Annotated in this window: 14 protein-coding genes; 9 read left to right on the top strand and 5 right to left on the bottom strand. The window is 60.5% G+C overall.

What is annotated here, in order from left to right:
- Window positions 1-72 precede the first annotated feature (72 nt).
- Complete coding sequence (locus tag HHJ06_RS00070) at window positions 73-1,134, top strand: lipid A deacylase LpxR family protein (RefSeq protein WP_215426774.1); 1,062 nt, start codon at window positions 73-75, stop codon at window positions 1,132-1,134.
- 139 nt (window positions 1,135-1,273) lie between these two features.
- Window positions 1,274-5,068, top strand: a complete 3,795-nt coding sequence (locus HHJ06_RS00065) for a glycoside hydrolase family 2 TIM barrel-domain containing protein (protein WP_215426773.1) — start codon at window positions 1,274-1,276, stop codon at window positions 5,066-5,068.
- Between the two features lie 286 nt (window positions 5,069-5,354).
- Here the strand turns inward: HHJ06_RS00065 and HHJ06_RS00060 are convergent, their stop codons facing one another.
- From HHJ06_RS00060 to HHJ06_RS00050, 3 genes are all read right to left on the bottom strand, one after another.
- Entirely contained in the window at window positions 5,355-6,023 is a 669-nt protein-coding gene (locus HHJ06_RS00060; RefSeq protein WP_215426772.1) for a PEP-CTERM sorting domain-containing protein, read from the bottom strand.
- A 15-nt stretch (window positions 6,024-6,038) separates the two neighbouring features.
- Window positions 6,039-7,064 carry a hypothetical protein gene (locus HHJ06_RS00055; protein ID WP_215426771.1) on the bottom strand — a complete coding sequence of 342 codons (1,026 nt, stop codon included), beginning with the start codon at window positions 7,062-7,064 and terminating at the stop codon, window positions 6,039-6,041.
- 269 nt (window positions 7,065-7,333) lie between these two features.
- On the bottom strand, window positions 7,334-10,471 hold the full coding sequence (locus HHJ06_RS00050) for an exo-alpha-sialidase (RefSeq protein ID WP_215426770.1): 3,138 nt from the start codon (window positions 10,469-10,471) through the stop codon (window positions 7,334-7,336).
- Between the two features lie 193 nt (window positions 10,472-10,664).
- Here HHJ06_RS00050 and HHJ06_RS00045 point away from each other — a divergent pair, with 193 nt between their 5' ends.
- The 6 genes from HHJ06_RS00045 to kdpC all read left to right on the top strand — a co-directional run bounded on the left by HHJ06_RS00045 (window position 10,665) and on the right by kdpC (window position 19,542).
- Window positions 10,665-13,340 carry a DUF4118 domain-containing protein gene (locus HHJ06_RS00045; protein WP_215426769.1) on the top strand — a complete coding sequence of 892 codons (2,676 nt, stop codon included), beginning with the start codon at window positions 10,665-10,667 and terminating at the stop codon, window positions 13,338-13,340.
- A 14-nt stretch (window positions 13,341-13,354) separates the two neighbouring features.
- Window positions 13,355-14,053: a response regulator gene (locus HHJ06_RS00040; protein WP_215426768.1), complete on the top strand. Its 699-nt coding sequence runs from the start codon at window positions 13,355-13,357 to the stop codon at window positions 14,051-14,053.
- A 154-nt stretch (window positions 14,054-14,207) separates the two neighbouring features.
- Entirely contained in the window at window positions 14,208-14,987 is a 780-nt protein-coding gene (locus HHJ06_RS00035; protein ID WP_215426767.1) for a hypothetical protein, read from the top strand.
- A 113-nt stretch (window positions 14,988-15,100) separates the two neighbouring features.
- The gene (kdpA, locus tag HHJ06_RS00030; RefSeq protein ID WP_215426766.1) at window positions 15,101-16,801 is read left to right on the top strand and encodes a potassium-transporting ATPase subunit KdpA; all 1,701 of its coding nucleotides are present in this window, start codon (window positions 15,101-15,103) and stop codon (window positions 16,799-16,801) included.
- A 33-nt stretch (window positions 16,802-16,834) separates the two neighbouring features.
- The gene (gene kdpB / locus HHJ06_RS00025; protein WP_343206582.1) at window positions 16,835-18,946 is read left to right on the top strand and encodes a potassium-transporting ATPase subunit KdpB; all 2,112 of its coding nucleotides are present in this window, start codon (window positions 16,835-16,837) and stop codon (window positions 18,944-18,946) included.
- Between the two features lie 29 nt (window positions 18,947-18,975).
- Window positions 18,976-19,542, top strand: a complete 567-nt coding sequence (gene kdpC / locus HHJ06_RS00020; RefSeq protein ID WP_215426764.1) for a potassium-transporting ATPase subunit KdpC — start codon at window positions 18,976-18,978, stop codon at window positions 19,540-19,542.
- Window positions 19,543-19,693: 151 nt separating this feature from the next.
- On the opposite strand, the gene HHJ06_RS00015 is transcribed toward kdpC, so the two are convergent.
- Window positions 19,694-21,298, bottom strand: coding sequence for a putative Ig domain-containing protein (locus HHJ06_RS00015; protein ID WP_215426763.1), 1,605 nt, complete (start codon window positions 21,296-21,298; stop codon window positions 19,694-19,696).
- 189 nt (window positions 21,299-21,487) lie between these two features.
- On the opposite strand from HHJ06_RS00015, the gene clpB reads away from it, so the two are divergent.
- Window positions 21,488-24,070: an ATP-dependent chaperone ClpB gene (gene clpB / locus HHJ06_RS00010; RefSeq protein ID WP_215426762.1), complete on the top strand. Its 2,583-nt coding sequence runs from the start codon at window positions 21,488-21,490 to the stop codon at window positions 24,068-24,070.
- A 124-nt stretch (window positions 24,071-24,194) separates the two neighbouring features.
- On the opposite strand, the gene HHJ06_RS00005 is transcribed toward clpB, so the two are convergent.
- Entirely contained in the window at window positions 24,195-25,163 is a 969-nt protein-coding gene (locus tag HHJ06_RS00005) for a PEP-CTERM sorting domain-containing protein (protein WP_215426761.1), read from the bottom strand.
- Window positions 25,164-25,434: the final 271 nt, after the last annotated feature.

Genomic DNA, 25,434 nt, shown 5'->3' with positions numbered 1-25,434 from the left:
TGAAAAGTGCAAACGCAGGGCATGCCTGATTTTTCCTTGCCACGCGCAAATGAAACGCACAAACTGCCGCGCATGAATTGTACGGCTTTGTGCATGTGCGCCGGCCTGTTGTCGGTGGCTTCCCTTCAGGCAGGAACCCAGCAGATAGAAGCGCCGCAGGAGGGCCCCGTCATCAGTTTCCATCTGGAAAACGACATGTTCGTGGGAGATGACGATAACTATACCAACGGCGTCCGCTTTGCCTGGATGTCCGGCACCACGTCCCGGAGCCACACCTTTTCCGGCATGCTGGGAACGGTGCTGGGGGGTACGAACGCTTCGGCTTCCTGGCGGCGTTTCATGGGCATGAACGGTTCCCCCAACCTGCGCCAGCAGTGGGGGCTGGACCTGACCCAGCTCATGTACACTCCGGAGCAGAAAGCTACCTATCCCATTTATAACCAGCATCCCTATGTGGGCAACCTGACGCTGGGCCTGACCTCCCTGGTCAAGAATGAAGACAGGGCCAATTCCCTGGAACTGCAACTGGGCACCACGGGAACGAATTCCCTGGCGAAAGGCTCCCAGCATTTCATTCATAAGCTGTGGGGCATGGAACAATGGCCCGGCTGGTCCAACCAGCTTCCCGGAGAAATGACGGCCAATCTGTTTTTCAAGCGTTACTACCGCCTGCGCGGGCTGGAGAAGCGCTACAGCTCCGGCTTTGAAACGGACGCCCTGGCTTACTGGCACGCGGACGCGGGCACGGTGAAGGTGCAGGCGGGCGGCGGCATGTCCTTCCGCTTTGGCTACAATCTGGGCAATACTTCCCCTGAAAACAGCATCCGCGGGGCCACCAGCGCCGCGCCGCCCTTCGTTTACAACAGGACGAACGTCGCCAACTGGGGGTATTACGGCTACCTGCACGCCGCCGTGCGCGCCGTGGCCCATGACCTGTACCTGGACGGCACGGTGTTTCGCTCCTCTCCGGAGTACGTGAACAAGTATCCCGTGGTGGGGGAATGGGGTTATGGCTTCGGCCTCCGGTACAAGCGCACGGAACTGCTGTTCGGCCTCCATTACATCACCAAGGAGTACACGCAGCAGGAATCCATGCAGTGCGTGGGCGTCCTTCAGTTAAGGCATACTTTTTAACGGCTGCGTTTTCCGCAGGCGGTCCATAAACGCAACGGCAGCTTGCAAAGGTGAAGTTTGCTGTTAGAATTAGAATTGCGGATTCGTATGTAACAGGACAATCCGTTTTTGCATACCAACGTTGACACATACTTACTTCATGAGAACGACCAGATCCTGGCTTTTATCCTGTACCGCGCTGGCGGTAGGCTCCGCCATGTGCGGCCTCGGAGCCCCGGGCGATTCCGCCCCCGCCCCCGCCCCCACCGGGCTGGAATGGGAGCAGGAACAGAACCTGCATTTGAACAAGGAGGCCCCCACGGCCTTTTTTGCGTCTTTCAGCGATTTGCAGTCCGCCCTGAAGGTGCTGCCTGAAAACAGCAAATGGCGCAAGTCCCTGAACGGCCAGTGGAAGTTCCACTGGGCAAAGGACCCCCAGAGCCGCCCGGCCGATTTTTACAAGCCGGATTACGACGTGAAGGACTGGAAGGAAATCAAGGTGCCCGCCTCCTGGCAGACGCAGGGCTACGGCACCCCCATTTATTCCAACCAGCCGTACCCCTTTGAACGCTCCTGGCCCTATGTGATGAAGGAGCCCTCCAACAAGAATTACACGTCCTACAAGGAACGGAACCCCGTAGGCTCCTACCGCCGCACCTTTGAAGTGCCCGCGGACTGGGACGGCAGGGAGGTGTACATGCAGTTTGACGGCGTGGATTCCTTCTTCTACCTCTGGATCAACGGGCAGTACGTGGGCTTTTCCAAGGACTCCCGCAATCCGGCCCGCTTTGACATCAGCCCCTACCTCAAGAAGGGGGAAAACGTGGTGGCCGCGGAGGTGTACCGCCATTCCGACGGCGCGTACCTGGAATGCCAGGATATGTTCCGCCTGTCAGGCATTTTCCGCAACGTCTCCATTTTTGCGGTGCCGAAGGTCCACATCCGCGACTTTTTCGCGCAGACCAATCCGGTGGACCAGAGGGACTGGGCCCTGAACATTGACCCCGCCAAGCCCGGCACCATGAACGGGGACTGGCGCCTCCAGGTGGACGTGGACGTGCGCAACCTGTTCCCGGCGACCGAGAAGCTGGAAGGGTGCACCGTATCCATGGCCCTGTATGACGCTTCCGGCAAGCTGGTGGAGCCCGTCAAGCCCAAGGACGCCCCGTATGACGGCGTGCTGGAAAAGCCCCTGCGCATCACCGGCATGAAGGATTTCAAGACTTCCCTGCTGGGCATTTACGCCAAGCCAAAACTGTGGTCCGCGGAGGACCCCAACCTGTACACGCTGGTGCTGACGCTGAAGCGTGACGGCAAGACGGAGGAGATGGTTTCCTCCCGCGTGGGCTTCCGCAACGTGGTGATTAAGGACAGCGTGTTCCTGGTGAACGGCCAGCCGGTCAAGGTGAAGGGCGTGAACCGCCATGAAAGCCATCCGGAAACCGGGCACTACGTGACCCCGGAGCAGATGGAGGAGGAAGTGCAGATGATGAAGCGCGCCAACATCAACCACGTGCGCTGCTCCCATTATCCCGCAGACCCCTATTTCTACTACCTTTGCGACAAGTACGGCATTTATGTGCAGGATGAGGCCAACATCGAGTCCCACGGCTACTACTACGGCAAGGAGTCCCTTTCCCACCCCATCGAATGGATGCCGGCCCACGTGGACCGCATCATGGCGATGGTGGAGCGCAACAAGAACCACCCCAGCGTGATCATGTGGTCCCTGGGGAATGAAGCCGGTCCCGGCCAGAACTTCCGCAGCGCGGAAAAGATCGTGAAGGCCAGGGACATGTCCCGCCCCACCCACTATGAACGCAACAACGACATCGTGGACCTGGGCTCCAACCAGTACCCCTCCGTGGACTGGACGCGCTCCATGGCGGCCAACAAGAACTTCCCGAAGCCCTACTACATTTCCGAGTACGCGCACAACATGATGAACGCCATGGGCAACCTGGCGGATTACTGGGAGGCCATTGAGTCCTCCGACCGCATCATGGGCGGCGCCATCTGGGACTGGGTGGACCAGGGCCTGTACAAGACGCTGCCGAACGGGGAAAAGATGCTGGCCTACGGCGGGGACTTCAACGACCATCCCAACAGCGGGCAGTTCGTGTTCAACGGCACCATCCTGGCGGACCGCACGCCGGAACCGGGCTACTTTGAAGTGAAGCACGTTTATCAGAACATCTCCACGTCCCTGACGGACGACGGCAAGATCGCCATCTTCAACAAGAACTTCTTCACTGACCTGTCTCCGTACGACATTACCTGGACCCTGACGGAGAACGGGAATGTGGTGGCGGAAGGCAAGCTGGATACGCCTCCGGCCGGACCCAGGGAGAAGATCGTGGTGCCCGTGCCGGACATCCCACAGCTGAAGAACCGGAAGCCGGGAGCGGAATACGCCCTGCGCATCGGCTACAAGCTGAAGAAGGACAAGGACTGGGCCAAGAAGGGCTATGAACTGGCCTTTGACCAGCTCCAGCTTCCCGTGCAGGGAGACCTGCCCATGTTCAAGGCTCCTTCCGGCAAGGTAACCCTCAGCGCGGACAAGTACACCGTGTCCGGCAAGGATTTCTCCGTGCAGTTTGACGCGGCCACCGGGGAACTGGCCCAGTTCACCGTGAACGGCAAGCCCCTGTTCAAGACGCCCATGGCGGTGAACGCCCTGCGCGCCGCTTCCAGCAATGAGCCGGGCGTCATGGCCAAGAGCATGGCCAACGGCCTCCGTGAGCTGAAGCATGAACTGCTCAGTTATGAAGCCGTGGACAACGGCACCAGCGTCACCGTCAAGCAGTCCGTCAAGGTAAGCGGCAAGCAGGCTGAAAACATCAGCGGCTACGGTGATACCAAGACCGCCATCACGCCCAGAAAGCAGCCTCTGAACGACACGAACACCCATTTCATCAACAATCTGGAATGGACTATCTACCCGGATGGAACCGTCGTCTGCCAGTCCGTGCTGCTGCCGCGCGGCAATCCCCTGGAGCTGCTGCGCCTGGGGTATGAACTCCAGCTTCCGGCGAACATGGGCAACGTAACCTACTACGGCCGCGGACCGGAGGAAAACTATGCGGACCGCAAGAGCGGCATGCCCCTGGGCGTGTACAAGACGACGGCCCGGGATTCCTTCTTCCCGTACGGCAGGCCGCAGGATTGCGGCAACCATGAAGACACCCGCTGGGTGGCCGTCACGGATGACAAGGGGCAGGGCCTGCTCTTCGGTTCCGTGGGCGCCCCGTTTGCCTTCTCAGCCATTCCCTACACCACGACGGACCTGATTCTGGCCAACCACCCCGTGGAGCTGCCCAAGACGACGGACAAGACCGTGCTGATCCTCTCCTCCGCCACGCGCGGCCTGGGGGGCGCCTCCTGCGGCCCCGGCCCCATGAGCAGGGACATCATCAAGGCCAACAAGCCCTACCCGCTGTCCTTCTTCATGCGTCCCGTCACCTCCAAGTCCTACAAGGGTGAAATCCGCGTGCCCGCGGCCCAGCTGGACATGACCATGCTGACCCGTACGGACAAGTACACCGTCAAGAGCGTTTCCAGCCAGGAGCAGGGAGAGGCGGACGCCGAGTTCGCCATTGACGGGGATCCCGGCACCTTCTGGCACTCCGAGTACAACAAGACCGTGACCAAGCACCCGCACGTGCTGGCCGTGGACCTGGGCAAGGAGCGGGAGTTCTCCGGCATTACCTACCTGCCCCGCCAGGACGGCAGCGGCAATGGCCGCGTGAAGGATTATTCCGTGGAAGTGAGCACGGACGGTGAAAAATGGCAGCCTGCCGCCAAGGGAGCCTTCCCGGATAGCCCGGACCTTCAGGAAGTGAAGTTCCAGGCGCCCGTCAAGGCGCGCTACTTCCGTTTCTCCGCCCTCAGTGAAACGAAGGGACGGGATTACGCCGCCGTAGCGGAACTGGATATCATTCCCGTCAAGAAATAACTCCTGCGGGTTCAACCCGTTTGAACAGGCGCCCCGCCGCTCTTCAGGAGCGCGCGGGGCGTTTTTGTCCTCCCATGATGAGGTCGTAAAGTTTGCGGCGGCTGATGCCGGGCCGGGCGCCGCTGAACGCATCTTTTAAAATCAGTACGGATTGCATCCGCAGGGTAGATTGCTGAGCAAGGCGTGCAGCGTTCCGGACGGCGTAATTGAAGCAGCGGGAGCCCACTAAAAAGCCTCCGGACGGAAACATTCCCGTGCGGAGGCCCAGAGGGAGAGGAAAAGCGCTTTACCGCCGTCTGCGCATCATCAGGGCGGCCAGGCCAAGCAGGCTCAGCGTAGCGGTGGCGGGTTCGGGAACCACCAGGTTGAAATCGTCGCCCAGGAGGGGAGTGATGTACCAGTCATAGCCTTCGGCAGCGGCTTCCTCCTGTGAGCCGAAGAAGAGCTGCATGTCGTCTCCCACCACTCCCGGGTACAGGGCCAGTTCGCCTGTCGTCACGTTCCGGAACGCAAACAGGGAAAATTCGGCAGAGGAATCACCATTGGTGATCAGCAGCACAATAGGCTTTCCTTCCAGTCCTGAGGCTACGGTGCCGGAAAGGGAGAACTGGCCGTTATTGGTGATGGTGCCGGGATATTCCGGAGAGACGTCGGAGAGGCTGCTGGCGAAACTCTGCCTGATTTCCACCATCTGGCTGTAGCTCAGCTGGTCCATGGGCGTGTTGTCCCTGGACCATTGGATGTTTCCGTTAACCAGGTCAAAGGACCATGTACTGCTGGTCAAATGGCCGAGCATGGCGGACCCGTTTTCCAGAGAATGTCCGGAAGCGTCAAAAATGGGCGTAACGGGGGCGTCTCCGTAGTCGTTTTCATTATAAACGGAGAGAGTCGTGGCGGAGGCGGCTCCGGTCAGGACCAGGCCGGCGGCGGCGCACAGCAGGAAGGAATGTTTCATGATGGTAATCAATAGTTACTGGGGATTGGACAAGGTAGTTGCCTGGACAGTTGTACAGGCGGGAAGCCTGGTGCCGGAAAGGACGTTCAGAATGCCTTCCACCACCGTGGAGGATACGTTTTCACCCGTGTTTTTGTTTTTCCACTGGCTGGAGGAGGAATCGTAATAACACGGCTCCAGGGGGCCTCCCGCAGTGAGGGGCACGTAAACCACGTCGCCGGAGGGGTCGGGCAGGGTGGTGTGGAGGGACATGCTGTGAAGCGTCTGGGGGACGGCCAGCCCCGTATGGAGCAGCGTGCCTTCCTGGGAGAGCTGGAGCTTCTGGTGATTCTGCACCACCTCCCCGATGACGAAGGCCTGCACGTCATTGCCCGCTTTCCGGACGACTTTGAGAGGTTCATGGTTGAACACGGGGAGAAGGCCCATGTCGTCCCGGGAGCCGCGGCGCATCCATTTGTTGTCCGCCGCTGAGTGGTAAACTGCAATCTGGATGGTGGGCGACGTGGAAATATAAACGGAATCCGCCGTGCCGGAAGTGCCGCTTTTCAGGCTGAACGTATTGTCCGCGCCCAGAACGTCGTTCAGGGTGCGCGCCTTGCGCAGGACGTAGGAAACGGGCTTGGTGTTTTTAACCAGGTCCGCCGTGATTTTATCGTCCACGGTCACTTTATTCCCCGTCCAGGAGGGAGCGGGCTTTTTCCAGGCATCCCTGTTGAGGGGGAGGGCCATCGCCTCGTCTCCGAAAATGAGTTCCAGAACATAGGCGGAATCCGCATCCATCAGGTCATTGAAATTAACGTCCGGGTCCGTGATGGTAATTTTATTACCGGAAACGGTAATGTTGCCTTCCTCAAGCGTGTGCCGCATCAGGGCTTCCGGATGCACCCCCAGCCCCAGGTACCCGGTGGTCTTGGCGTGCAGGTCCGTCTGGATGTAGCCGCAGGGTGTGCTGTAAGCCGTTTCCGCATGGACGGAAGCGGCTGTTCCCGACAACAGGGCGCAGGCGCAGAAAGAGGCTGGCAGGCAATGTACCGGATTCATGAACATTAAATCATTAAGAGGAAAGGGAATGATTTGTCAATTAAGAAAGGAAAAAACATTCCGATTTTTTAATTTTATTTGTTAGAGAGTGTGTTCCGGAGGGAGAAGGCATGGCGGCTTCTGCCGGCAGCCGGGAACACGGAAAACGCTGGAATCGGTGATTTCAGACGTGCCCGCGGCATTTTCCGCCGCTGTCCGGAATGAAAGGCTGTCCGGAGAGTTTTTCTCCCTTCACCGGGAGGTTTCCTGTGCCGCGCGTAGTTCTGCCCTTAAGGCGTGTTTTCCCTTTCCCGGGAGATTTTCAGGCGCAGGAAGCGCCTCCGGGGGCCTTCCGCGTTCATGGGAACGGTATCCCGGAAGGAGGCGGAGCTTTTGCCCTCCGTCTCCACTTCCGTTATTTCCGTCCAGGTGCGGAGGTCTTCAGAGGCTTCCACCAGATGCCTGATTCCCGTGGCTTCCGGATTGACGGGCCAGTCCAGTGCCAGAAAAGCGCCGCCGCCCGCTTCCTCCGTGGAAACCTGCACCACGCTCCCGCAGGGTTTGAGAGGGTCCAGGCCCGTGGCGTATTTCAGCAGGTTGGGAATGCCGTCCCCCGCAGGGGAGTCATTGGGCCCCGTCTGGCCTGCGTCCGGGTCACGGGAGGTGATTTCATCCTCTTTCCATTCATCCCAGGTGCGTTTTTGCCCCCGCTGAACCACGGTAGCGGAGCGGACGGTTCCAAAGGAGGAAAAGGAGAATCCGGCCGTGCGGGAGCTTTCCCCGGGATTGGCCGCTACGGCAATGGATACGGTTCCATTACCCGTTTCCGCTCCCTGCGTTCCGGTGATGTTCACCCAGTCCGCCGTTTTGGAAACGGTCCACGCGGCATCACAGGTGACGGAGAAAATGGCCGTTCCCCCGTTTTTGGGAAGAACGTGGGCGCCGGGAGACACGGCCAGGGCGGGAGTCCTGCCGGACTGGATGATGGTGACCACGGCCGGCTGGACGCCGGGAACGGTGACGGTGATAGTTCCAGTGCGTTCTCCCGCGCCCTCCCAGCGGTCCACGCTATAGGTAACTGTGCCGTTTCCGGAGCCGGAAGCCGGGGAAACGGTGATCCAGCCCGCGGAGGAGGAGGCCTCCCAGGAGTCATCGCTGGAGACGGTGAACGTGGCGGCCGTCACTCCTTCCGCCTCCACGCGGATGGTTTGGGCGGCGGCGGGAACGTCCAGGGAGGGGAGGAATTCACCATGCGGAATGCGGAGGAAGAAGATGTTCTCATCCCCGTTGAGCCCTTCATAAAGCACGCCGATGTGGCCGTCTCCCGTCTCGCAGATGTCGGAATAGCCGCAGCAGGGGCGGGAATCATAGAGAACCTGGCGGTTCGCGGGCCACGTGGCGCCTTCGTCAAAGGAGGCCTTAAGGGTCATCAGGGCGCGGGGGGCGGCGGTTTTGGCTGGGTTGGAGAAGAGAAGGGCCCTGCCGATGTTCCCGGAGTTTTCCACGGCAAGCTGGCTGGCCTGGCAGGCGGCGGGCTCCGGCAGCGCTTTCAGGTTGGTGGAGTGGGCCGTCCACGTTTTCCCCATGTCGTCCGTCGTGAAGACTTTTCTGTAGCCGCTCTTGTTTTCATTGCGGGCGTTGAGCATCAGGCGCCCGTCGCTCAGCTCCGTGACCACGCATTCGCTGGCGCTGGCCCCGATGCCGAGCGTGCCGGATTTTCCGGTATCCTCGCTGATCCAGGTCTGGCCGCGGTCCAGGGAATAAATGATGCAGGACTGGGGGGTGCCCGCGCCGCTGGTACCCGTCCATATCTGGGAGGGGAAGACGATGGGGCGCACGCCATTGACCGTTTTTTTCATCGTAATGCCGTGGCCCGGGCCCTGGAAGAAGGATTTCCAGGCCCTGTTCTTGATGTCCCCGTTAATGCTCCGGGGCTTCGTTTTCACGAACTCCCCGGTATCCGGGTCTGCGGACCCCCATGTCTGGCCGTTATCCGTGCTGTATGCCACTACGTACTGGACGGTTTCCAGGCTTTCCACATCCACGTTGGCCTTGGAGGAGGCCAGCCCGTGCCTGGCGATGCCTGCCACCCACAGGGTGCCGTTGACTTCATCCAGCAGGATGCAGGGGTCGCTGACGCCGTAGCCGGAGTTGTAATCATTGGCGGAATTGCCCGTGGGGTTGAAGTTGACGGCCACGTTGACGGGCGTCCAGGTACGTCCGTTGTCCGTGGAGCGGCTGCACCCCGTGTCAATGTTGGCCTGCATGTCGTTCCGGCCGTCGTAGCGGATGTCAAAGACGGAGACCAGGTCTCCGTTCCTGGCGCGCACAATGCCCGGAATACGGAATTTCCTGGAGGTCTTTCCTTCCGTGGGCCCTCCGTAAACGGGGTCGTTCGCCTTGGCGATGGCATAGCCTATCCGCTGCCGGGCCGTCACTCTGCCGGTAACATCCGTCGTTTCCCCGTCCACGGTAACGGAGGCGATTCTGGCGCCCACCTTGTGGTCCATGCTGGCGGAATCCTTGAGCTTGACGCTGACCCAGAAGTAGTATTGCTGGCCGTCCGTGAGCGCCCCCGGAGTGACGGGGAAGGTCATGACGGGGGCCGGCGGCTGGGCGGGGCTGGCCAGGATGCCGGGGGAACTCATGGCGCCGTGGCCGCCGCTGCCGTAGGCGGGTGTGGAGTAAATGCTGTTGGCGTCCCCGGTGTATAGGGAGACGCTTTCAATGTCTCCCAGGTCATCGGACGGGCTCATGTCCACGGTGACGGCCATGCCGGCATAAGTGGAGGGGGTTTCCGTCAGGGAAAAACGGAGAATGCCGTTGGCCTCCATGCGGATCATGGCCGGCCACGCTTCCGCGGCGCTGGAGAAAGGCTTGAATTCGGAAAAGGCCAGATCGTCCAGGAGGACGCCCGTGCCGGCGGGGGCCTCGCAGCGGAAGATAAGACCGGCAGTGCCGGAAGGGATGATTCCCGTCACTTGCTGGGTCATGGGGTTGCCGCCCGTTTTCAGGGAGGAGCCGTCCGCAACCAGGGTTTCCTCCCCTTCCCGGTCCACGGCATGGATGGTGAAGGAGAAAGGATTGGCGGACGTCCAGCGTTCCCCCGTCAGGGAAAGCATTTTTTTAACGGCCAGGGGAGCGGGCAGCGTCAGCGTGGCCGTGCTTTTTGTCCCCGCACCCAGGCCTATGAGCCGCAGGCAGTTGGGCTGGGAAGACCAGCGGTTATTGGCAATGGCGGCATGGCCGCTTTCCGCCGTCATGGTTCCCAGCGCGGTCGTGAGGGAGGTGAGCCCCCCTGTCTGGAAGGAATCAAAGTTTTCAGAAACGGTCTCGTCCGCCCGCAGCGCCATGCCGGCGCCCAGGTACAGGAGAAACAGGACGGCGGCGGAAGCAAAAGCGCGGCGGAGAGTGTGGAAGGCGTTCATGGTGAAGAGAGAAAAAGATTCCAAAAATACGTGATAGCGGAAAGAGGGGAGGAAGAAAACAGAAATGGGGAAGAGCCGGGGAAATTAATAAAATTTTAACGTTTTTTCTGGTCTGTTTTATTTGCGCCGCGAACGTGGTTCCATTAAAGTGAATCCGTTTAAAAGACGGAGATTATCAGGACCCCCCTTTTTCATGTTTTCAGAAGCGCATTTGGACAGCCAGCGGGCAGACAGAATTCTGGCCTCCATCCGGAGGGAGGAATCCTGCCCCGGCCGCGGCCTGTTGAAAATCTTCTTCGGCATGGCGCCGGGGGTGGGCAAGACATACGCCATGCTGGAGGCGGCCATTCAGGCGGCGGACAAGGGCGTGCAGGTCATGACAGGCGTGGCGGAATCGCATGGCCGTGAGGATACGATGCGCCTTATCGGCAGGCTGCCGCGCCTTCCCATGAAAAAGGTGGTTTACCGGGGTGTGGAGATGGAAGAGTTTGATCTGGAGGAGGCGCTGCGCGTGAAGCCCCAGCTCATTCTGGTGGACGAGCTGGCGCATACCAACGTCCCCGGAATGCGCCACAGGAAGCGCTACCAGGACGTGGAGGATTTGCTGGCCGCAGGCATAGACGTTTACACCACGCTGAACGTGCAGCATCTGGAAAGCCGTTCCGATACCGTGCATGACATTACCGCCGCTCCCGTGCAGGAAACCGTGCCGGATTCCGTGCTGGCGGAGGCGGACTGCATCCAGATGGTGGATATTTCCCCGGACCAGCTCCGCGCCCGTCTGAGGGAGGGAAAGGTATACGGCGCTCCCCAGGCATCCGCCGCGCTGGACCATTTTTTCAAGGAGTCCAACCTGACGGCCCTACGGGAGCTGGCCCTCCGCATCATGGCGGAGAAGGTGGACCATGAGCTGACGGAGGTGCGCACCATTTCCGGGGACCGCTCCATCTGGCGCAGCGGGGAACGGCTGATGGTGGCGGTGGGGCCCAGCCCGTTTTCCGCCCGGCTGGTGCGCTGGACGCGCCGCATGGCCTACGCCCTGAATGCTCCGTGGATTGCCCTTTCCGTGGATACGGGCGTGCCGCTGTCCCCCGGACAGCAGCAGCGGCTGGACGCCAATCTGGAACTGGCGCGGCGGCTGGGGGCGGAGGTGGTCGTGATGCCCGGCTCCGACCTGGCGGAAACGCTGCTCCGCATGGCCTTTTTAAGAAACGTCAGCCAGATTGTAGTGGGAAAACCGCAGGAATCCTACCTGTGGGGGCTGGTGCGCCCCATCTCGCTGGTGGACAAGCTGGTGAAGGGGAGCGACCAGATTGACATTTACGTAGTCCCCGCCGCTCCCGGCCCGGCCCGGAACCGGTGGAAGAGCTGGCACCGTGAAACGGGAAAATATGGCCGGGACTACTGGCTGGCCGCAGGCGTGACGGCGGCGGTTACGGCGCTGGGGCTGCTGATGGCGGCGTTTACGGGATATTTTGCGCCGGGTTTTCTTTACCTGGCCGGAGTGGTGGGGCTGGGATTTTTCATCCGTTCCCGGTGGGCCATGCTGATGGCCGCCGCGCTGAGCGCCCTGCTGTGGAACCTGCTGTTCATTCCCCCGGTCCTGACCTTCAAGATAGAGCGGCTGGAGGACGCTCTGATGTGCGTGTTTTTCTTCTTGGTGGCCTTGTCCACGGGGCGCCTTACGTCACGGTTGAGGGTGCGGGAGCAGGAGGAGCGGGAGCGTGAAAAAAAGACGAACGCCCTGTTCCTGTACTCGCGCGCGCTTGCCTCCGCGGCGGATGTTCCGTCCCTGGTTTCCGTGGCCGTGGGCCAGATGAGCCAGATCATGGGGGTGCGCCTGGCGGCCATGACGCCGGAAGGCAGCGGCAGGCTGAAGCTTTGGGAGTCCGGCGGGGCTTTTCCCATGGGTGAGAAGGAATGGAGCGTGGCGGCCTGGTGCATGGAGCACCGCCGCCCCGCAGGCAGGTTTACGGATACGCTCCCGGTGGCGGAAGGATTTTACCTCCCCATGATGTCCGGGGAACGCTGCATGGGCGTGCTTGGCGTGAGGCCGGAGGAAGGGGAGCGTCTTACGGCCGGACAGAAGGATTTGCTGGAAAGCATGGGCGCGCAGCTGGCCATGGCGCTGGAACGCGAAGAATTGCGGGCGGGACGGGCGCGTACGCGGCTCATGGAGGAATCCGAAAAACTGCATCGCTCCCTGCTGGACAGCGTTTCCCATGAGTTCAAGACGCCTTTGGCCGTGATTGAGGGCGGCTGTGAAAAGCTGGCCGGGCGCGCCGCGTCCGCGCCTGAGGAACGGGAGGAGTACGGGGAAATCCTGCTGGCCGCGCGCCGCCTGCGCCGTCTGGTGAAGAATCTTCTGGACGTGAGCCGCCTGGAATCCGGCGCCCTGAAACCCCGGCTGGACTGGTGCGACCTGGGGGACGTGATTGAAGGGGCGCTGGCCGCCACCAGGGAGGCGCGCCGGAACCATCCCGTGTCCGTCGCCCTGCCGCCGGATTATCCGCTGGTGAAGGCGGATTTTTCCCTGATGGAGCAGGTGCTGGTCAATCTGCTGCTGAATGCCTGCGTGCATACTCCTGCGGGAACCCCCATTACGCTGAAGGGCGGAGCAGACCCCGCGCGCGGCCAGGTCTGGCTGGATGTCCATGACCTGGGGCCGGGCATTCCCCCCGAACGGGCGGAAACCATTTTTGAGCGCTTCCGGACGACGCGGCCCGGCGGCCTGGGCCTGGGGCTTCCCATCGTGCGCGGTTTCATGGAGGCCCAGCATGGGACCGTCTCCCTGTTGCCCGTTCCCGCCGGAACCTGTTTCCGCCTTGTCTTTCCCCTGGTGGAGCATGATCATGTTCCTGAAGAATAAGTACCCCCTGCCTGATGAGCAACCTTCCTGCTGATATACTGATTATTGATGACGAACGGCAGATACGCCGTCTTCTGAACCTCACGCTGGCCGGGGCAGGCTACCATGTCCGCGAGTGTGAGAACGGACAACTGGGCCTGAGCGAGACCGCGCTGAAACGGCCTGACGCCATTATTCTGGACCTGGGCCTTCCAGACATCAGCGGCCTGGAAGTATTGAAACAGCTTCGGGAATGGACTCAGGTGCCCATTCTGATCCTGACGGCCTGGGACAGGGAGGATGAGAAGGTAGACGCCCTGGACGCCGGGGCGGACGATTACCTGACCAAGCCGTTCAGCGGCCGGGAATTGCTGGCGCGCCTGCGCGTGATGCTGCGGCGCAACCGTCCGGACAGGGAGCCTTCCGTGTTCCGGCTGGGATCCATCATCGTGGACCTGAGTTCCCGGCGCGTGGAGAAGGGGAAGGAGGAAATCCACCTGACCTCCAAGGAATACGGCATTCTGCGCCTGCTGCTGCTTCACCAGGGCAAGGTGATGACCCACCGCCAGCTGCTCCGTGAAATCTGGGGCCCCCAGCATGAGGAAGATACGCACTACCTCCGGGTGCACATTGCCCACCTGCGGCAGAAGCTGGGGGATTCCGATCCGGAAAACCGCATCATCCGCGCGGAATCCGGCCTGGGGTACAGGATTGTGGCAGACGGGGCTGAATAACTCTTTTTTCCATTCCCGCGGGCCGGGAAAAGTTGCGGCATTCTATCTGTAGCATCCGGAAAAATATATTTTTTCATAACGGTTGCAGGGCATGGCTTAACTTCACGCAGGTCAATATGCTGTGTAGGATTCATGACGTATTCGATACGTCTTTATGAAGATTACACACATCGCAAGAAACATAGGGGCCGCAGCCCTGGGCTGCGCCATGATAACAGGAACCGCCTGCGTGGGCGGAGAAACGTCTTTCCCGGCTGCTCCCTCCCTGGCGAGAGTGCAGGAGGCCGCCATACCCTCCACGGACACGGACTGGGCCTTTTCCCTTTCCGCGGGGTGGTCCAGCAAATATGTGACGGAAGGGCTGGACTGCCTGCCGGGCAGCGGCATTTGGGAAGTGGCTCCGGGCATTTCCTGGAAGGACCTTACACTCAGCGCCTGGTACGCCGGAGGGGATTCCGCCAATTACGATGAACTGGACCTGGTGCTGGGCTACGCCTGGAAGCTGGGAAAGTGGACCGTTAATCCCTGGTATGAGCACCAGTTCTATTTCACGCAGGATTACAATGTAGCCAATCCGGCCCTGACCGTCTCCTGTGCCGTGACAGACTGGCTGACCGTGGGGACGGAAACCCAGGTAAAAGTGGAGCATCAGGATTTTGAAGCCTATTACAGCGCCTTTGTGCGGCTGGAATGGTCCCCTCTGGAAAACGTGACGGTGGCCCCCATGGCCAGGTACGGGTATAACGGCGGTTATAACGTGGACTATGACGACGGCTCCAACTGCATTGACTGGAGCCTGGGCGTGACGTGGCGGTTTGCGGAACATTATTCGCTTTCCGGCTCCGTCAACTATTCCCAGGCGGCCACGGTGCTGCGCCGCAAGGACGCCGGGGACGAGTTCTGGGTGGGCTTCCGCCTGGGCGTGGAATTCTAACGGCGTACGGACGGCATGAAAGCGGGCTTCCGGAGGGAAATTAACAATTTCTTAATGTCCGGAAGCCCTTTGTTAACTACCCGGAATTTCCGGAACATGTATAGAGTAGCGTTATGTCCTCACACGACTTGTTAATCATTGTCCTATTCATAGGCATACTGGTCGCCTTCACCCCGTTGCTCGGGAAGTGGCTGGCGAATGTTTTACAGGGAAAGCGGACCTGGCTTTCCCCGGTTCTGGGCCCCGTGGAGCGCTGCACGTACCGTGTGGCCGGCGTGGACCCCTCCCGCGAAATGGACTGGAAAAAGTATCTGGCGGCCGTTCTTCTGTTCAACGCCGCCGGATTCCTCATCCTCTTCCTTTCCCTGCTGTGCCAGAAATGGCTGCCGCTGAATCCCGCCGGCACGGAAAACATGCGGTGGGACATTGCCCTGAATACGGCCGTCAGCTTCATGACCAATACGAACTGGCAGTTCTACTCCGGCGAAGGGCCGGAGGGCATCAGCTACTTTGTGCAGATGACCGGGCTGGGCGTGCAGAACTTCGTCAGCGCCGCCACGGGGCTGGCCGTCATGGCTGCCTTGATCCGCGGGCTGAAAAGGAAATGCGCCTCCACCCTGGGCAACTTCTGGGCGGACCTGACGCGCAGCACCCTGTACTTCCTGATTCCGATTTCCGTAGTCGTCGCGCTTCTGCTGGTCTCCCAGGGAGTGGTGCAGTCCTTTGACGGGCCCGTCACCGTGCCGGGCATGGATGGCGTGGAACAGGTGATCCCCAACGGTCCGGCGGCCTCCCAGGTGGCCATCAAGCAGCTTGGGACGAACGGCGGCGGCTTCTTCGGGAACAACAGCACGCATCCCTTTGAAAACCCCACGCCCTTCAGCAACATGGTTGAAATGCTCTCCCTGCTCCTGATCGGCTGCGCCTGCCCGTACGCTTATGGCGTGATGATCGGGAAAAAGAAGCAGGGCTGGATCATCTTCGGCGCCATGATGCTTCTGCTCGTGACGACTATCGGGCTGTCCCAGTGGGCGGAACACGCGGGCAACCCGCTGTTCCCCGGCATGGAAATGCTGGAGGGCAAGGAAGTGCGCCTGGGGGTTACGAACAGCTCCCTCTGGTCCGTGGCTACCACGGCTTCCTCCAACGGTTCCGTGAACTGCATGCACTGCAGCATGTCCCCGCTGGGCGGCGGCATCGCCCTGTTCAACATGCTGCTGGGGGAGGTGATCTTTGGCGGTCTGGGCTGCGGCCTGTACGGCATGCTGATGTTCGCCATGATCACTGTGTTCCTGTGCGGCCTGATGGTGGGGCGCACCCCCGAATTCCTGGGCAAAAAAATTGAAGCGCGGGAAGTGCGCTGGTCCATGGTGGGCGTTCTGCTGCCCGGCATAGCCGTCCTGGTCATGAGCGGGCTGGCCGCCGCCACGGAAGTGGGGCGTGAATCCATCTGCAACGCCGGACCTCACGGACTGACGGAAATCCTGTACTGCTTCGGCTCCCAGGCCGGGAACAACGGCAGCGCCTTTGCGGGCCTGGCCGTGGGGGATACGCCTTTCTATTCCCTGCTGGGCGGCCTGGCGATGCTGCTGGCGCGCTTCGGAGCCATCATTCCGGTGATGATCATTGCGGGCAGCATGGTATCCAAGAAAACCGCGCCGCCGGCCCAGGGCACCATGGCGACGGACAACCTGATGTTCATGGTCCTGCTGGTGGCCGTGGTGCTGATTGTAGGCGCCCTCACCTTCTTCCCGGCCCTGGCCCTGGGGCCCATTCTGGAGCATTTGCTCCTGTATTCGGGAACCATGCTGTAAGGCATATTCACCAACAATCCAGATGTTACGATGATGAAAGAAGAAAAAAAGAATCAATCCTGGTGCACCGGGGCCATGCTGAAAACGGCCTTCAGGGACGCGCTGCGCAAATTTGACCCGCGCTCCCTGTCTAAAAACTTCGTGATGTTCGTCACGGCCATCGGCGCCCTGATTGCCACAATTGTCCTTGTCAGGGATATCGCTGCCGGGCAGCCCTTCGGCTTTACCCTGCAAATCACGCTCTGGCTCTGGTTCACCGTCCTGTTCGCCAACTTTGCGGAAGCATTGGCAGAAGGCCGTGGAAAGGCCCAGGCGGACGCCCTGAAAAAAATGCGCGTCTATGTGAACGCCCGCCTCCTGACGGATAAGGGCACGGAGGAAATCGTCTCCGTTTCCGAGCTGCGCAAGGGACAGAAAGTGCTGTGCGAGGCCGGGGACGTCATCCCGCTGGACGGCGAGGTGATTGAAGGCATCGCCAGCGTGGACGAATCTGCCATTACCGGGGAATCCGCCCCGGTCATCCGTGAAAGCGGGGGCGACCGCAGCGCCGTAACGGGGGGCACCCGCGTGATCAGTGACGGCATCGTCATCCGCATCACGGCGGAACCGGGCAATACCTTCCTGGACCGCATGATCGCCATGGTGGAAGGCGCCAGCCGGCAGAAGACGCCCAATGAAATCGCGCTGGGCATCCTGCTGGTGGCGCTGACCATCGTCTTCATTGCCGTAGTGCTTTCCCTCCCAGCCATGGCCGGATACATTGAAGATTCCGCCCGGGCGCTCGGTTTCAGGGCGGACGGCCATATCTCCCTGCCCATCCTGGTCTCCCTGCTGGTGTGCCTGATCCCGACGACGATCGGCGGCCTGCTGAGCGCCATCGGCATCAGCGGCATTGACCGGCTGGTGCGCCGGAACGTGCTGGCTACGTCCGGCCGTGCCGTGGAAGCGGCCGGGGACATTGATGTGCTGATGCTGGACAAGACCGGAACTATCACCTTCGGCAACCGCATGGCGAATGAATTCCTGCCTGCGCCCGGCGTGGAGGACCGGCAGCTGGCGGAAGCCGCCCAGCTCGCCTCCCTGTCTGATGAAACGCCGGAAGGCCGCAGCATCGTGGTGCTGGCCAAAAAGCAGTTCGGGATCCGGGGCCGCCACATGGACGCGGACCACATCTCCTTTGTTCCATTCTCCGCTTCCACCCGCATGAGCGGCGTGGACATGGCGGAGCACGATGGCCAGCCGGCCGTTTCCATCCGGAAGGGCGCTGCGGAAAGCGTGGCGCAGTGGGTGAAGGACCAGGGCGGAACCTTCCCGCAAGAGGTGGAAATGACCGTGCAGAACGTCGCGCGGGCGGGCGGCACGCCGCTGGTGGTGGCCCGGGGAAGGGACGTACTGGGCGTCATCTATCTGAAGGACATCGTCAAGGGCGGCATCAAGGAACGCTTCGCCCGGCTCCGGGCCATGGGCATCCGCACCGTCATGGTGACCGGGGACAATGCCCTGACTGCCGCATCCATTGCGGCGGAGGCCGGGGTGGACGACTTCATTGCGGAAGCTACGCCGGAAATGAAGCTGGCGCGCATCCGTGAAGAACAGGCGGAAGGCCATCTGGTGGCCATGACCGGGGACGGCACCAACGACGCTCCCGCCCTGGCCCAGGCCGACGTGGGCGTGGCGATGAACACCGGCACGCAGGCCGCCCGGGAGGCCGGCAACATGGTGGACCTGGACAGCAACCCGACCAAGCTGATTGAAATCGTGGAAATCGGCAAGCAAATGCTGATCACCCGCGGCGCGCTGACCACCTTCTCCTTCGCCAATGACGTGGCCAAGTACTTCGCCATCATCCCCGCCATGTTTGCCGGTCTCTTTGTAGCTGGCGGCATGGCCCAGGGGCCGCTCTCCACCCTGAACGTGATGGGCCTGCACTCCCCCCAGAGCGCCATCCTCAGCGCCGTGATCTTCAACGCCCTCATTATCGTGGCGCTGATCCCGCTGGCCCTGAAAGGGGTTTCCTACCGCCCGGCGGGAGCGTCCTCCCTGCTGAAACGCAACATCCTCATTTACGGGGTAGGCGGCCTGATTGCGCCTTTCATCGGCATCAAGCTCATTGACATGGCCGTCACCGCCCTGCGCCTTGTCTGAACAATCCAAACCCAACCTGCTGAATCATTATGAAATGGACATTTCCCAATCTGCGCCTGTTTCTGGCGCTGGCCGTCATCACCGGCGGCATTTACCCCCTGGCTGTCACGCTTGTCAGCCTGGTTCTGTTCCCCCACCAGGCGCACGGTTCCCTGATCCGGAATGAACGGGGGGAAGTCATCGCCTCGGAGCTCATCGCCCAGCCCTTCACCTCCGCCCGGTACTTCTGGCCCCGGCCCTCCGCCGGGGACTACGCCACCATGCCTTCCGGAGCCAGCAACCTCTCCTGGACCTCCGGGGAGCTGGTCAAGACAGTGGCAGAGCGCAGGGCGGCCCTGCTGAAAGCCCACAACCTGCCGGAGGAAACGCCTGTTCCGGCGGATATGCTCTTTGCGTCCGGCAGCGGACTGGAATCCTTCATCTCTCCGGAAGCGGCGGAATTCCAGTTGAACCGTGTGGCCGCCGCGCGCGGACTGCCCCCGGAAAAAATCCGGGAACTGGTGGCGGAACACTTCGTCCGGGGTGGCATTCTGGGGGAAAACGTGATCAACGTGATGACCCTGAACGCCGCGCTGGATACATTGCCCCGTGGTTAGCGGTAGGGAACGCCACGCCGCCCCGGTCCGGAGAATAATCCCGGCGGAAAATCGCCCGGCGTCAGCCGGCGCCTTGGTTCCGCATCTTTCTCCGGCAGCCGGGGCGGTTTTTATTGATGAAGCGGCGGAAGGCGGCCTCCCGGCCCACGGGCTATTTTTTACCCTCCAGAAGGAACAGGGCCGCTCCGTGCGGGTTGAGCTGCACATTCATTTCCTGGCGCGCCGTGCCGGCGTTTTCCTGCTTCCACACGTCGCGGACATGCTGGGGAGATTTCAGTTTAAGCAGGGAAAGGGGAACCTTCACGGTCTGGCGTTCATTGCCCGTATTGAAAAACCCGACGGCAGTACGGCCTTCCCCCAGGGGCTTGATCCAGACTTCGCAGCCATCTTGGGCTAAAACCTTTTCCGAGGGGCCGTGAAACGTCTGGTTCACGGCAATCACTTCCCGGTTGCACAGGATGCCCCGCGTGAAATCGTCCAGGTGCTCCAGATCACATGAAATAATCAGGGGGGCGGAGATCATGGCCCAGAAGGACATTTGAAAATACTGCTCGTCCGGCGTCAGACGGGTGGGCTGGAACGTGGTGTTCGCCTTCCCGACCTTGCCCAGGCGGCCGATCTGGAGCATGTCCGGATCATTCCAGTGCCCCGGTCCGGCATAGGGCTGCCATTTTTCCTGGGAGGAGGCGATCTTCTTCAAGCTCCCCCAGTGATCCTCAATATCCCCGGTGGTACGCCAGACGTTGGCCGTTTTGCTGATGGGGCCGGCAATCTCAAACGGAGTGGAATTGGAAACGCTCAAGACGATGTCCCGGCCGCTCTTCTTCAAATCGGCGGAAATTCTTTCCGTGCTCGGCACGTCGATCAGGTACCAGTCCATCTTGACGTAGTCAAAACCCCATTCCGCCCACTGCTTGGCGTCCTGGGAAACCATCCATACGGGGCCGATTTTGGCGGCTCCCAGCCGCTGGGAACCGGGACAGCCTCCGAACAGCTGGTCGGGCTGCGGGCGTTTATTCTCGGGAAGGGCCAGGGAGGAATAATCCCCCTGGGAATTGGGGGAAGTGCCGCCCATGTAGCCGGCGTAAGTGCCCATCCAGGGGGTGGAATAAATCCCCGCCTTCAGCCCCAGGCGGTGGATTTCACGGCACATGGACTTCATGTCCGGAAAACGTTTGTTGGGCTGGATGGCGCGGTACTTGCCGCCCCGGCTGCCCTGCCAGCAGTCGTCAATGTTGACGTAGGAATAACCGTACTGGGCCAGTCCGGACTCCACCATCAGCCGGGCGGTTTTCAGGATATTTTCCTGGCTGACGCCGCCGCTGTAGGAATACCAGCTGCTCCAGCCCATGGGAGGCGTCAGGCAGATCTCCTTTCCGATGCGGACGGTCATGGTCCCGGTGGTTTTACCGTGGCTGTTGCTCGCCTGCACGGGAAAGGAGTAAGTGCCCGGGCGGCTGATTCTTCCGGTAATGACGCCGGTTTCCCTGTCCAGCTTCAATCCCGGAGGAAGCTTGGCGGCCGCAAAACTCATCGGACGCTTCCCGCTCGCGCTGATGGACATCTGGATGGGCGCGCCGGGAGTGGCTCCGAAAAGCCGCGGTTCATTAATCAGGGGCGCCGGGGATTCCGGAGGGGTCAGGCGCACGCCCGGTTCCGGAGCCGGATACGGGGAAGGCATTTCCCTGCCGGAAGCGGCTGTATGGGCCACGAGCAGGGCGAAGCAGAGAAACGAAAGAAAAGGAATGCGGATCATAGGAACAACTGAAACTGGAGACAGGAAATAAGGAATTGCAGCTAAAATGCGGGTTTTTTAAAAATACGCCGGGCACATGAGAATATTACAGGCAGTTTGAAGGGTCAAAAAAAATCCGGATAACAGGAAAAATCCTGCTTTCCCATTCAACGGTTGGAGTTATTCTTATGTCTAAATTACCAACATACCATGCTTAACAATCTAACAACAAAATTTCAGGAAGCGCTGATGCAGGCGCAGCAGACTGCGGGGCGGCTCGGGAAGCCAGAAATTTCCTCTCTGGACGTTCTGGTAGCGTTGCTCGAGCAGGACGGCGGCATCCTGTCCCCCATTCTCCGGAAAGCCTCCTGTGATCCGGGCCTGCTGCTGCAGGCGGCGCAGAGGGAAGTGGCCCGCGAACCCTCCCAGAGCGGGGCAACCACGCAGCCCCGCATGGGGCGTGACCTGGAGACGGTGATGAACGCCGCGGAAGAAGAGCGCAAAAAGCTCAAGGACGACTACCTCAGCGTGGAACACTTCATGCTGGGCGCCCTGGATACGCAGAACAAGGTGCACCAGCTGACGGACACCTTTGGATTGACCAAGGACAACTATCTGGCCGCCATGAAGGAAGTGCGCGGCAACCAGCGCGTGACGGACGACAATCCGGAAGGCAAGTACCAGACGCTGGAAAAATACGGTACGGACCTGACGGCCCGCGCCCGCGCCGGAAAAATTGACCCCGTCATCGGCCGTGATACGGAAATCCGCCGCGTCCTCCAGATCCTTTCCCGCCGGACCAAGAATAACCCCGTGCTCATCGGGGAGCCCGGCGTGGGCAAGACCGCCATTGCGGAAGGCCTCGCGCGCCGCATTGTCAACGGGGACGTGCCGGAAAGCATGCGCAACAAGCGCATCATTTCCCTGAACATCGGGTCCATGCTCGCGGGGGCCAAATACCGCGGCGAATTTGAAGAGCGCCTGAAATCCTTCCTCAAGGAAGTGACGGACTCCAACGGTGAAATCATCCTGTTCATTGACGAACTGCACACCATTGTGGGAGCGGGCGCCAGTGAAGGGGCCGTGGACGCCTCCAACCTGCTCAAGCCTGCGCTGGCCCGCGGTGAACTGCGTACCATCGGCGCGACAACGCTGGATGAATACCGCAAATACATTGAAAAGGATGCCGCCCTGGAACGCCGGTTCCAGCCCGTCATGGTGGCGGAACCCAGCGTGGAAGACACCATTGCCATCCTGCGCGGCCTGAAGGAGCGTTATGAAGTGCACCATGGCGTGCGCATTACGGACGGCGCCATTGTGGCGGCGGCCACCCTTTCCGACCGTTACATTTCCGACCGTTTCCTGCCTGACAAGGCGGTGGACCTGGTGGACGAAGCGGCGGCCAGGCTCAAGATTGAGCTGGACTCCATGCCCACGGAGATCGACCAGATTGAACGCGAGGGCATGCAGCTTGAAATGGAGCGGCAGGCCCTGGCTAAGGAGAAAGACGCGGACAGCAAGGCCCGGCTGGAAAAAATCACCAAGGACCTGGCTGACCTAAAGGAAAAATCAGGCTCCATGATTGCCAAATGGAAGAGTGAAAAAGCCGCTCTGGACGCCGTGCGTGTGGAACAGGAAAAAATAGAAGCCCTGAAACTGGAAAGTGAACGGGCCAAGCGGATGGGGGACTTGACCCGCGCCTCCGAAATCACGTACGGTGAACTCCCGGCAGCCGAACAGGCCCTGAAGGAAGGCAAGGAAAAGCTTAACAAAATGCAGAAGGAAGACGGAGGCCTGCTGAAGGAGGAAGTCACGGAGGCGGACATCGCCAAGGTGGTGGCTACCTGGACGGGCATTCCCGCCGACCGCCTGCAGGAAGGGGAACGCGTCAAGCTGGTGCACATGGAAGAACGCCTGGGCGCCCGGGTGATCGGGCAGAAGCAGGCCGTCAAGGCCGTGTCCGACGCCGTGAGGCGTGCCCGCGCGGGACTTCAGGATGAAAACAAGCCCATCGGCTCCTTCCTGTTCCTGGGGCCCACGGGCGTGGGCAAGACGGAGCTCAGCAAGGCGTTGGCGGAATTCCTCTTTGACAATGAAAACGCCATCGTCCGCATTGACATGTCGGAATACATGGAAAAGCACTCCGTAGCGCGCCTCATTGGAGCGCCTCCCGGATACGTGGGTTATGAAGAAGGCGGCCAGCTCTCTGAAGCCGTGCGCCGCCATCCGTACTGCGTGGTCCTCTTTGATGAAATTGAAAAAGCCCATCCGGACGTCTTCAACGTGCTGCTCCAGGTACTGGATGACGGCCGCATCACGGACGGGCAGGGGCGTACGGTCGACTTCCGCAACACGGTCATCATCATGACCTCCAACATAGGCAGCCAGTACATCCTTAATGAATCCAACCCGGAACAGCGGGAAGCCAAGGCCCTGGATGCCCTGCGCGGCCACTTCAGGCCGGAATTCCTGAACCGCATTGATGAAATCATCATCTTTGACCGCCTGACGGCGGAAGAACTCAAGGGCATTGTGGACATTCAGCTTAAGCGTGTCCGCAAACGCCTGGAAGCCAAAGGCCTGTTCCTGCGCATGACTCCGGAGGCTACGGCCCTGGTGGCGGATCATGGCTTTGATCCCGTCTACGGAGCCCGTCCGCTCAAGCGCGCCATCCAGCATGACCTGCTGGATCCCCTCAGCCTCAAGCTCCTGGAAGGGGAATTCCCGGAAGGAACGGAAATCGTGGTGAGGGAAAAGGGCGGCAAGCTTGACTTTACCAAGGAAAAGAAATAACCGGAAAACCTGCTTCTCCGGCGCATTGCCGGGAAAACCATAAGGGCGCTCCCTGTCAGGAGCGCCCTTATGCTATGAATGCCTGAACCTGGTGGATAAAGGAAAACCCGGGAGCGCCATGCCGTCAGCAACGGCGTCTCCGCAACGTCAGCGCGGCCAGCCCCAAAAGGGCAAGCGCGGAGGTGCAGGGTTCCGGCACCATGTTCCAGCCCATGGAGCGCATCAGTTCCATTTCCCCCTCTGTCAGGGTGCGGTGGTAGGTATCCGGAGAAAGGGAATACTGCATGAGGGCGTCCGGATCGCTCGCGCTGTCAATATGGGCCATGCTGGACCCTTGCTGCCACGTGGAGGGATTATAGGCGGTCAACCCGGTATCGGCTAGCGACAGGGTTTCTCCCAGTGTAAACGCCGTATTTCCGTTCCCCGCCTTTTCCACGATGGACTGGCCTTCCCGGTTGGTTAACAGGGAATCATACCGGGTATACAGCATGGTGCTGTATGCTGCGGAAGCATTCCCGGACTGGACCTGGAAGGTACTGTTCTGTGTAGCCAGGGAGAGGAACCCTACGGTATGCCCCACCTCATGGGTCAGAATGCTTTGAAAATCATATTTCCCGGTATGCTCCGGGGATAAGGCGGCCTCATAGTAAAGGGAATTCAAATGGGCGGTATTGCACTGGATGTAAATATCATAACCTGTGCCGGCCCTTGTGCTTCCATCGCGCCAGACGGACTCCGCCAGGGTGGAAACCTGCTGCGGTCCGTTGGACTGGTAGTAAAAATAAGGGGAATAGGCGGAGGCCAGGGTGGAGGAATTGGCGCCGTCGTACCAGGTGAGGCCCACGGTAAGCGTCCTGCCGGGGGTAGAAGTGATTAAGCTGTCCCAGGTGGACAGCGCCCGTAGGGCGGCGTCTATCTGGCCCTGGTCCCATGTATGGGTGCTTGACGAATCAAAAAATCCCTGGTCGCCGGAATCCAGGAAGGTGCAGGAAAAAGTGGAGCCTACACTGGCTGTTTGTACAGCGGATGAAAGAGGGATGCTTCCCAGGCAGCAGACAGCGCAAATAATTCCAATCCAGAATGATCTTTTCATAAATGGCGAAATAATGAAAACTTCCTATATATAGCAGAAAAAATCCTTCCGTCCATTCGAAAACCGGCGGCTCCGGCCTCCTTCGGGGAAGATGGGAAGGCATTCCGTCTCCATGGAAAGAGCGCGCCATGCAGGGGGGAGGGCGGAAACCGGGGGAAGGCGCCCGGTTCCCTTCAGAAAAAGTAGAACCCTTCCCTCCTTTCCCGATAAAAGGGAAAGACTCTCTGCCCTTCTCCTTTGTGCCCTATTTCCTCTTGGTTGAGGATATGGA

Origin of the sequence: Akkermansia muciniphila, from assembly GCF_018709685.1 — a bacterium.
Lineage (GTDB): Bacteria > Verrucomicrobiota > Verrucomicrobiia > Verrucomicrobiales > Akkermansiaceae > Akkermansia > Akkermansia muciniphila_E.
This window is presented reverse-complemented; position numbering and strand designations above follow the sequence as displayed.

Coding starts and splice junctions, on each gene's coding strand:
- HHJ06_RS00070 (WP_215426774.1), top strand. CDS start 73: ATGAATTGTACGGCTTTGTGCATGTGCGCCGGCCTGTTGTCGGTGGCT.
- HHJ06_RS00065 (WP_215426773.1), top strand. CDS start 1,274: ATGAGAACGACCAGATCCTGGCTTTTATCCTGTACCGCGCTGGCGGTA.
- HHJ06_RS00060 (WP_215426772.1), bottom strand. CDS start 6,023: ATGAAACATTCCTTCCTGCTGTGCGCCGCCGCCGGCCTGGTCCTGACC.
- HHJ06_RS00055 (WP_215426771.1), bottom strand. CDS start 7,064: ATGAATCCGGTACATTGCCTGCCAGCCTCTTTCTGCGCCTGCGCCCTG.
- HHJ06_RS00050 (WP_215426770.1), bottom strand. CDS start 10,471: ATGAACGCCTTCCACACTCTCCGCCGCGCTTTTGCTTCCGCCGCCGTC.
- HHJ06_RS00045 (WP_215426769.1), top strand. CDS start 10,665: ATGTTTTCAGAAGCGCATTTGGACAGCCAGCGGGCAGACAGAATTCTG.
- HHJ06_RS00040 (WP_215426768.1), top strand. CDS start 13,355: ATGAGCAACCTTCCTGCTGATATACTGATTATTGATGACGAACGGCAG.
- HHJ06_RS00035 (WP_215426767.1), top strand. CDS start 14,208: ATGAAGATTACACACATCGCAAGAAACATAGGGGCCGCAGCCCTGGGC.
- kdpA (WP_215426766.1), top strand. CDS start 15,101: ATGTCCTCACACGACTTGTTAATCATTGTCCTATTCATAGGCATACTG.
- kdpB (WP_343206582.1), top strand. CDS start 16,835: ATGAAAGAAGAAAAAAAGAATCAATCCTGGTGCACCGGGGCCATGCTG.
- kdpC (WP_215426764.1), top strand. CDS start 18,976: ATGAAATGGACATTTCCCAATCTGCGCCTGTTTCTGGCGCTGGCCGTC.
- HHJ06_RS00015 (WP_215426763.1), bottom strand. CDS start 21,298: ATGATCCGCATTCCTTTTCTTTCGTTTCTCTGCTTCGCCCTGCTCGTG.
- clpB (WP_215426762.1), top strand. CDS start 21,488: ATGCTTAACAATCTAACAACAAAATTTCAGGAAGCGCTGATGCAGGCG.
- HHJ06_RS00005 (WP_215426761.1), bottom strand. CDS start 25,163: ATGAAAAGATCATTCTGGATTGGAATTATTTGCGCTGTCTGCTGCCTG.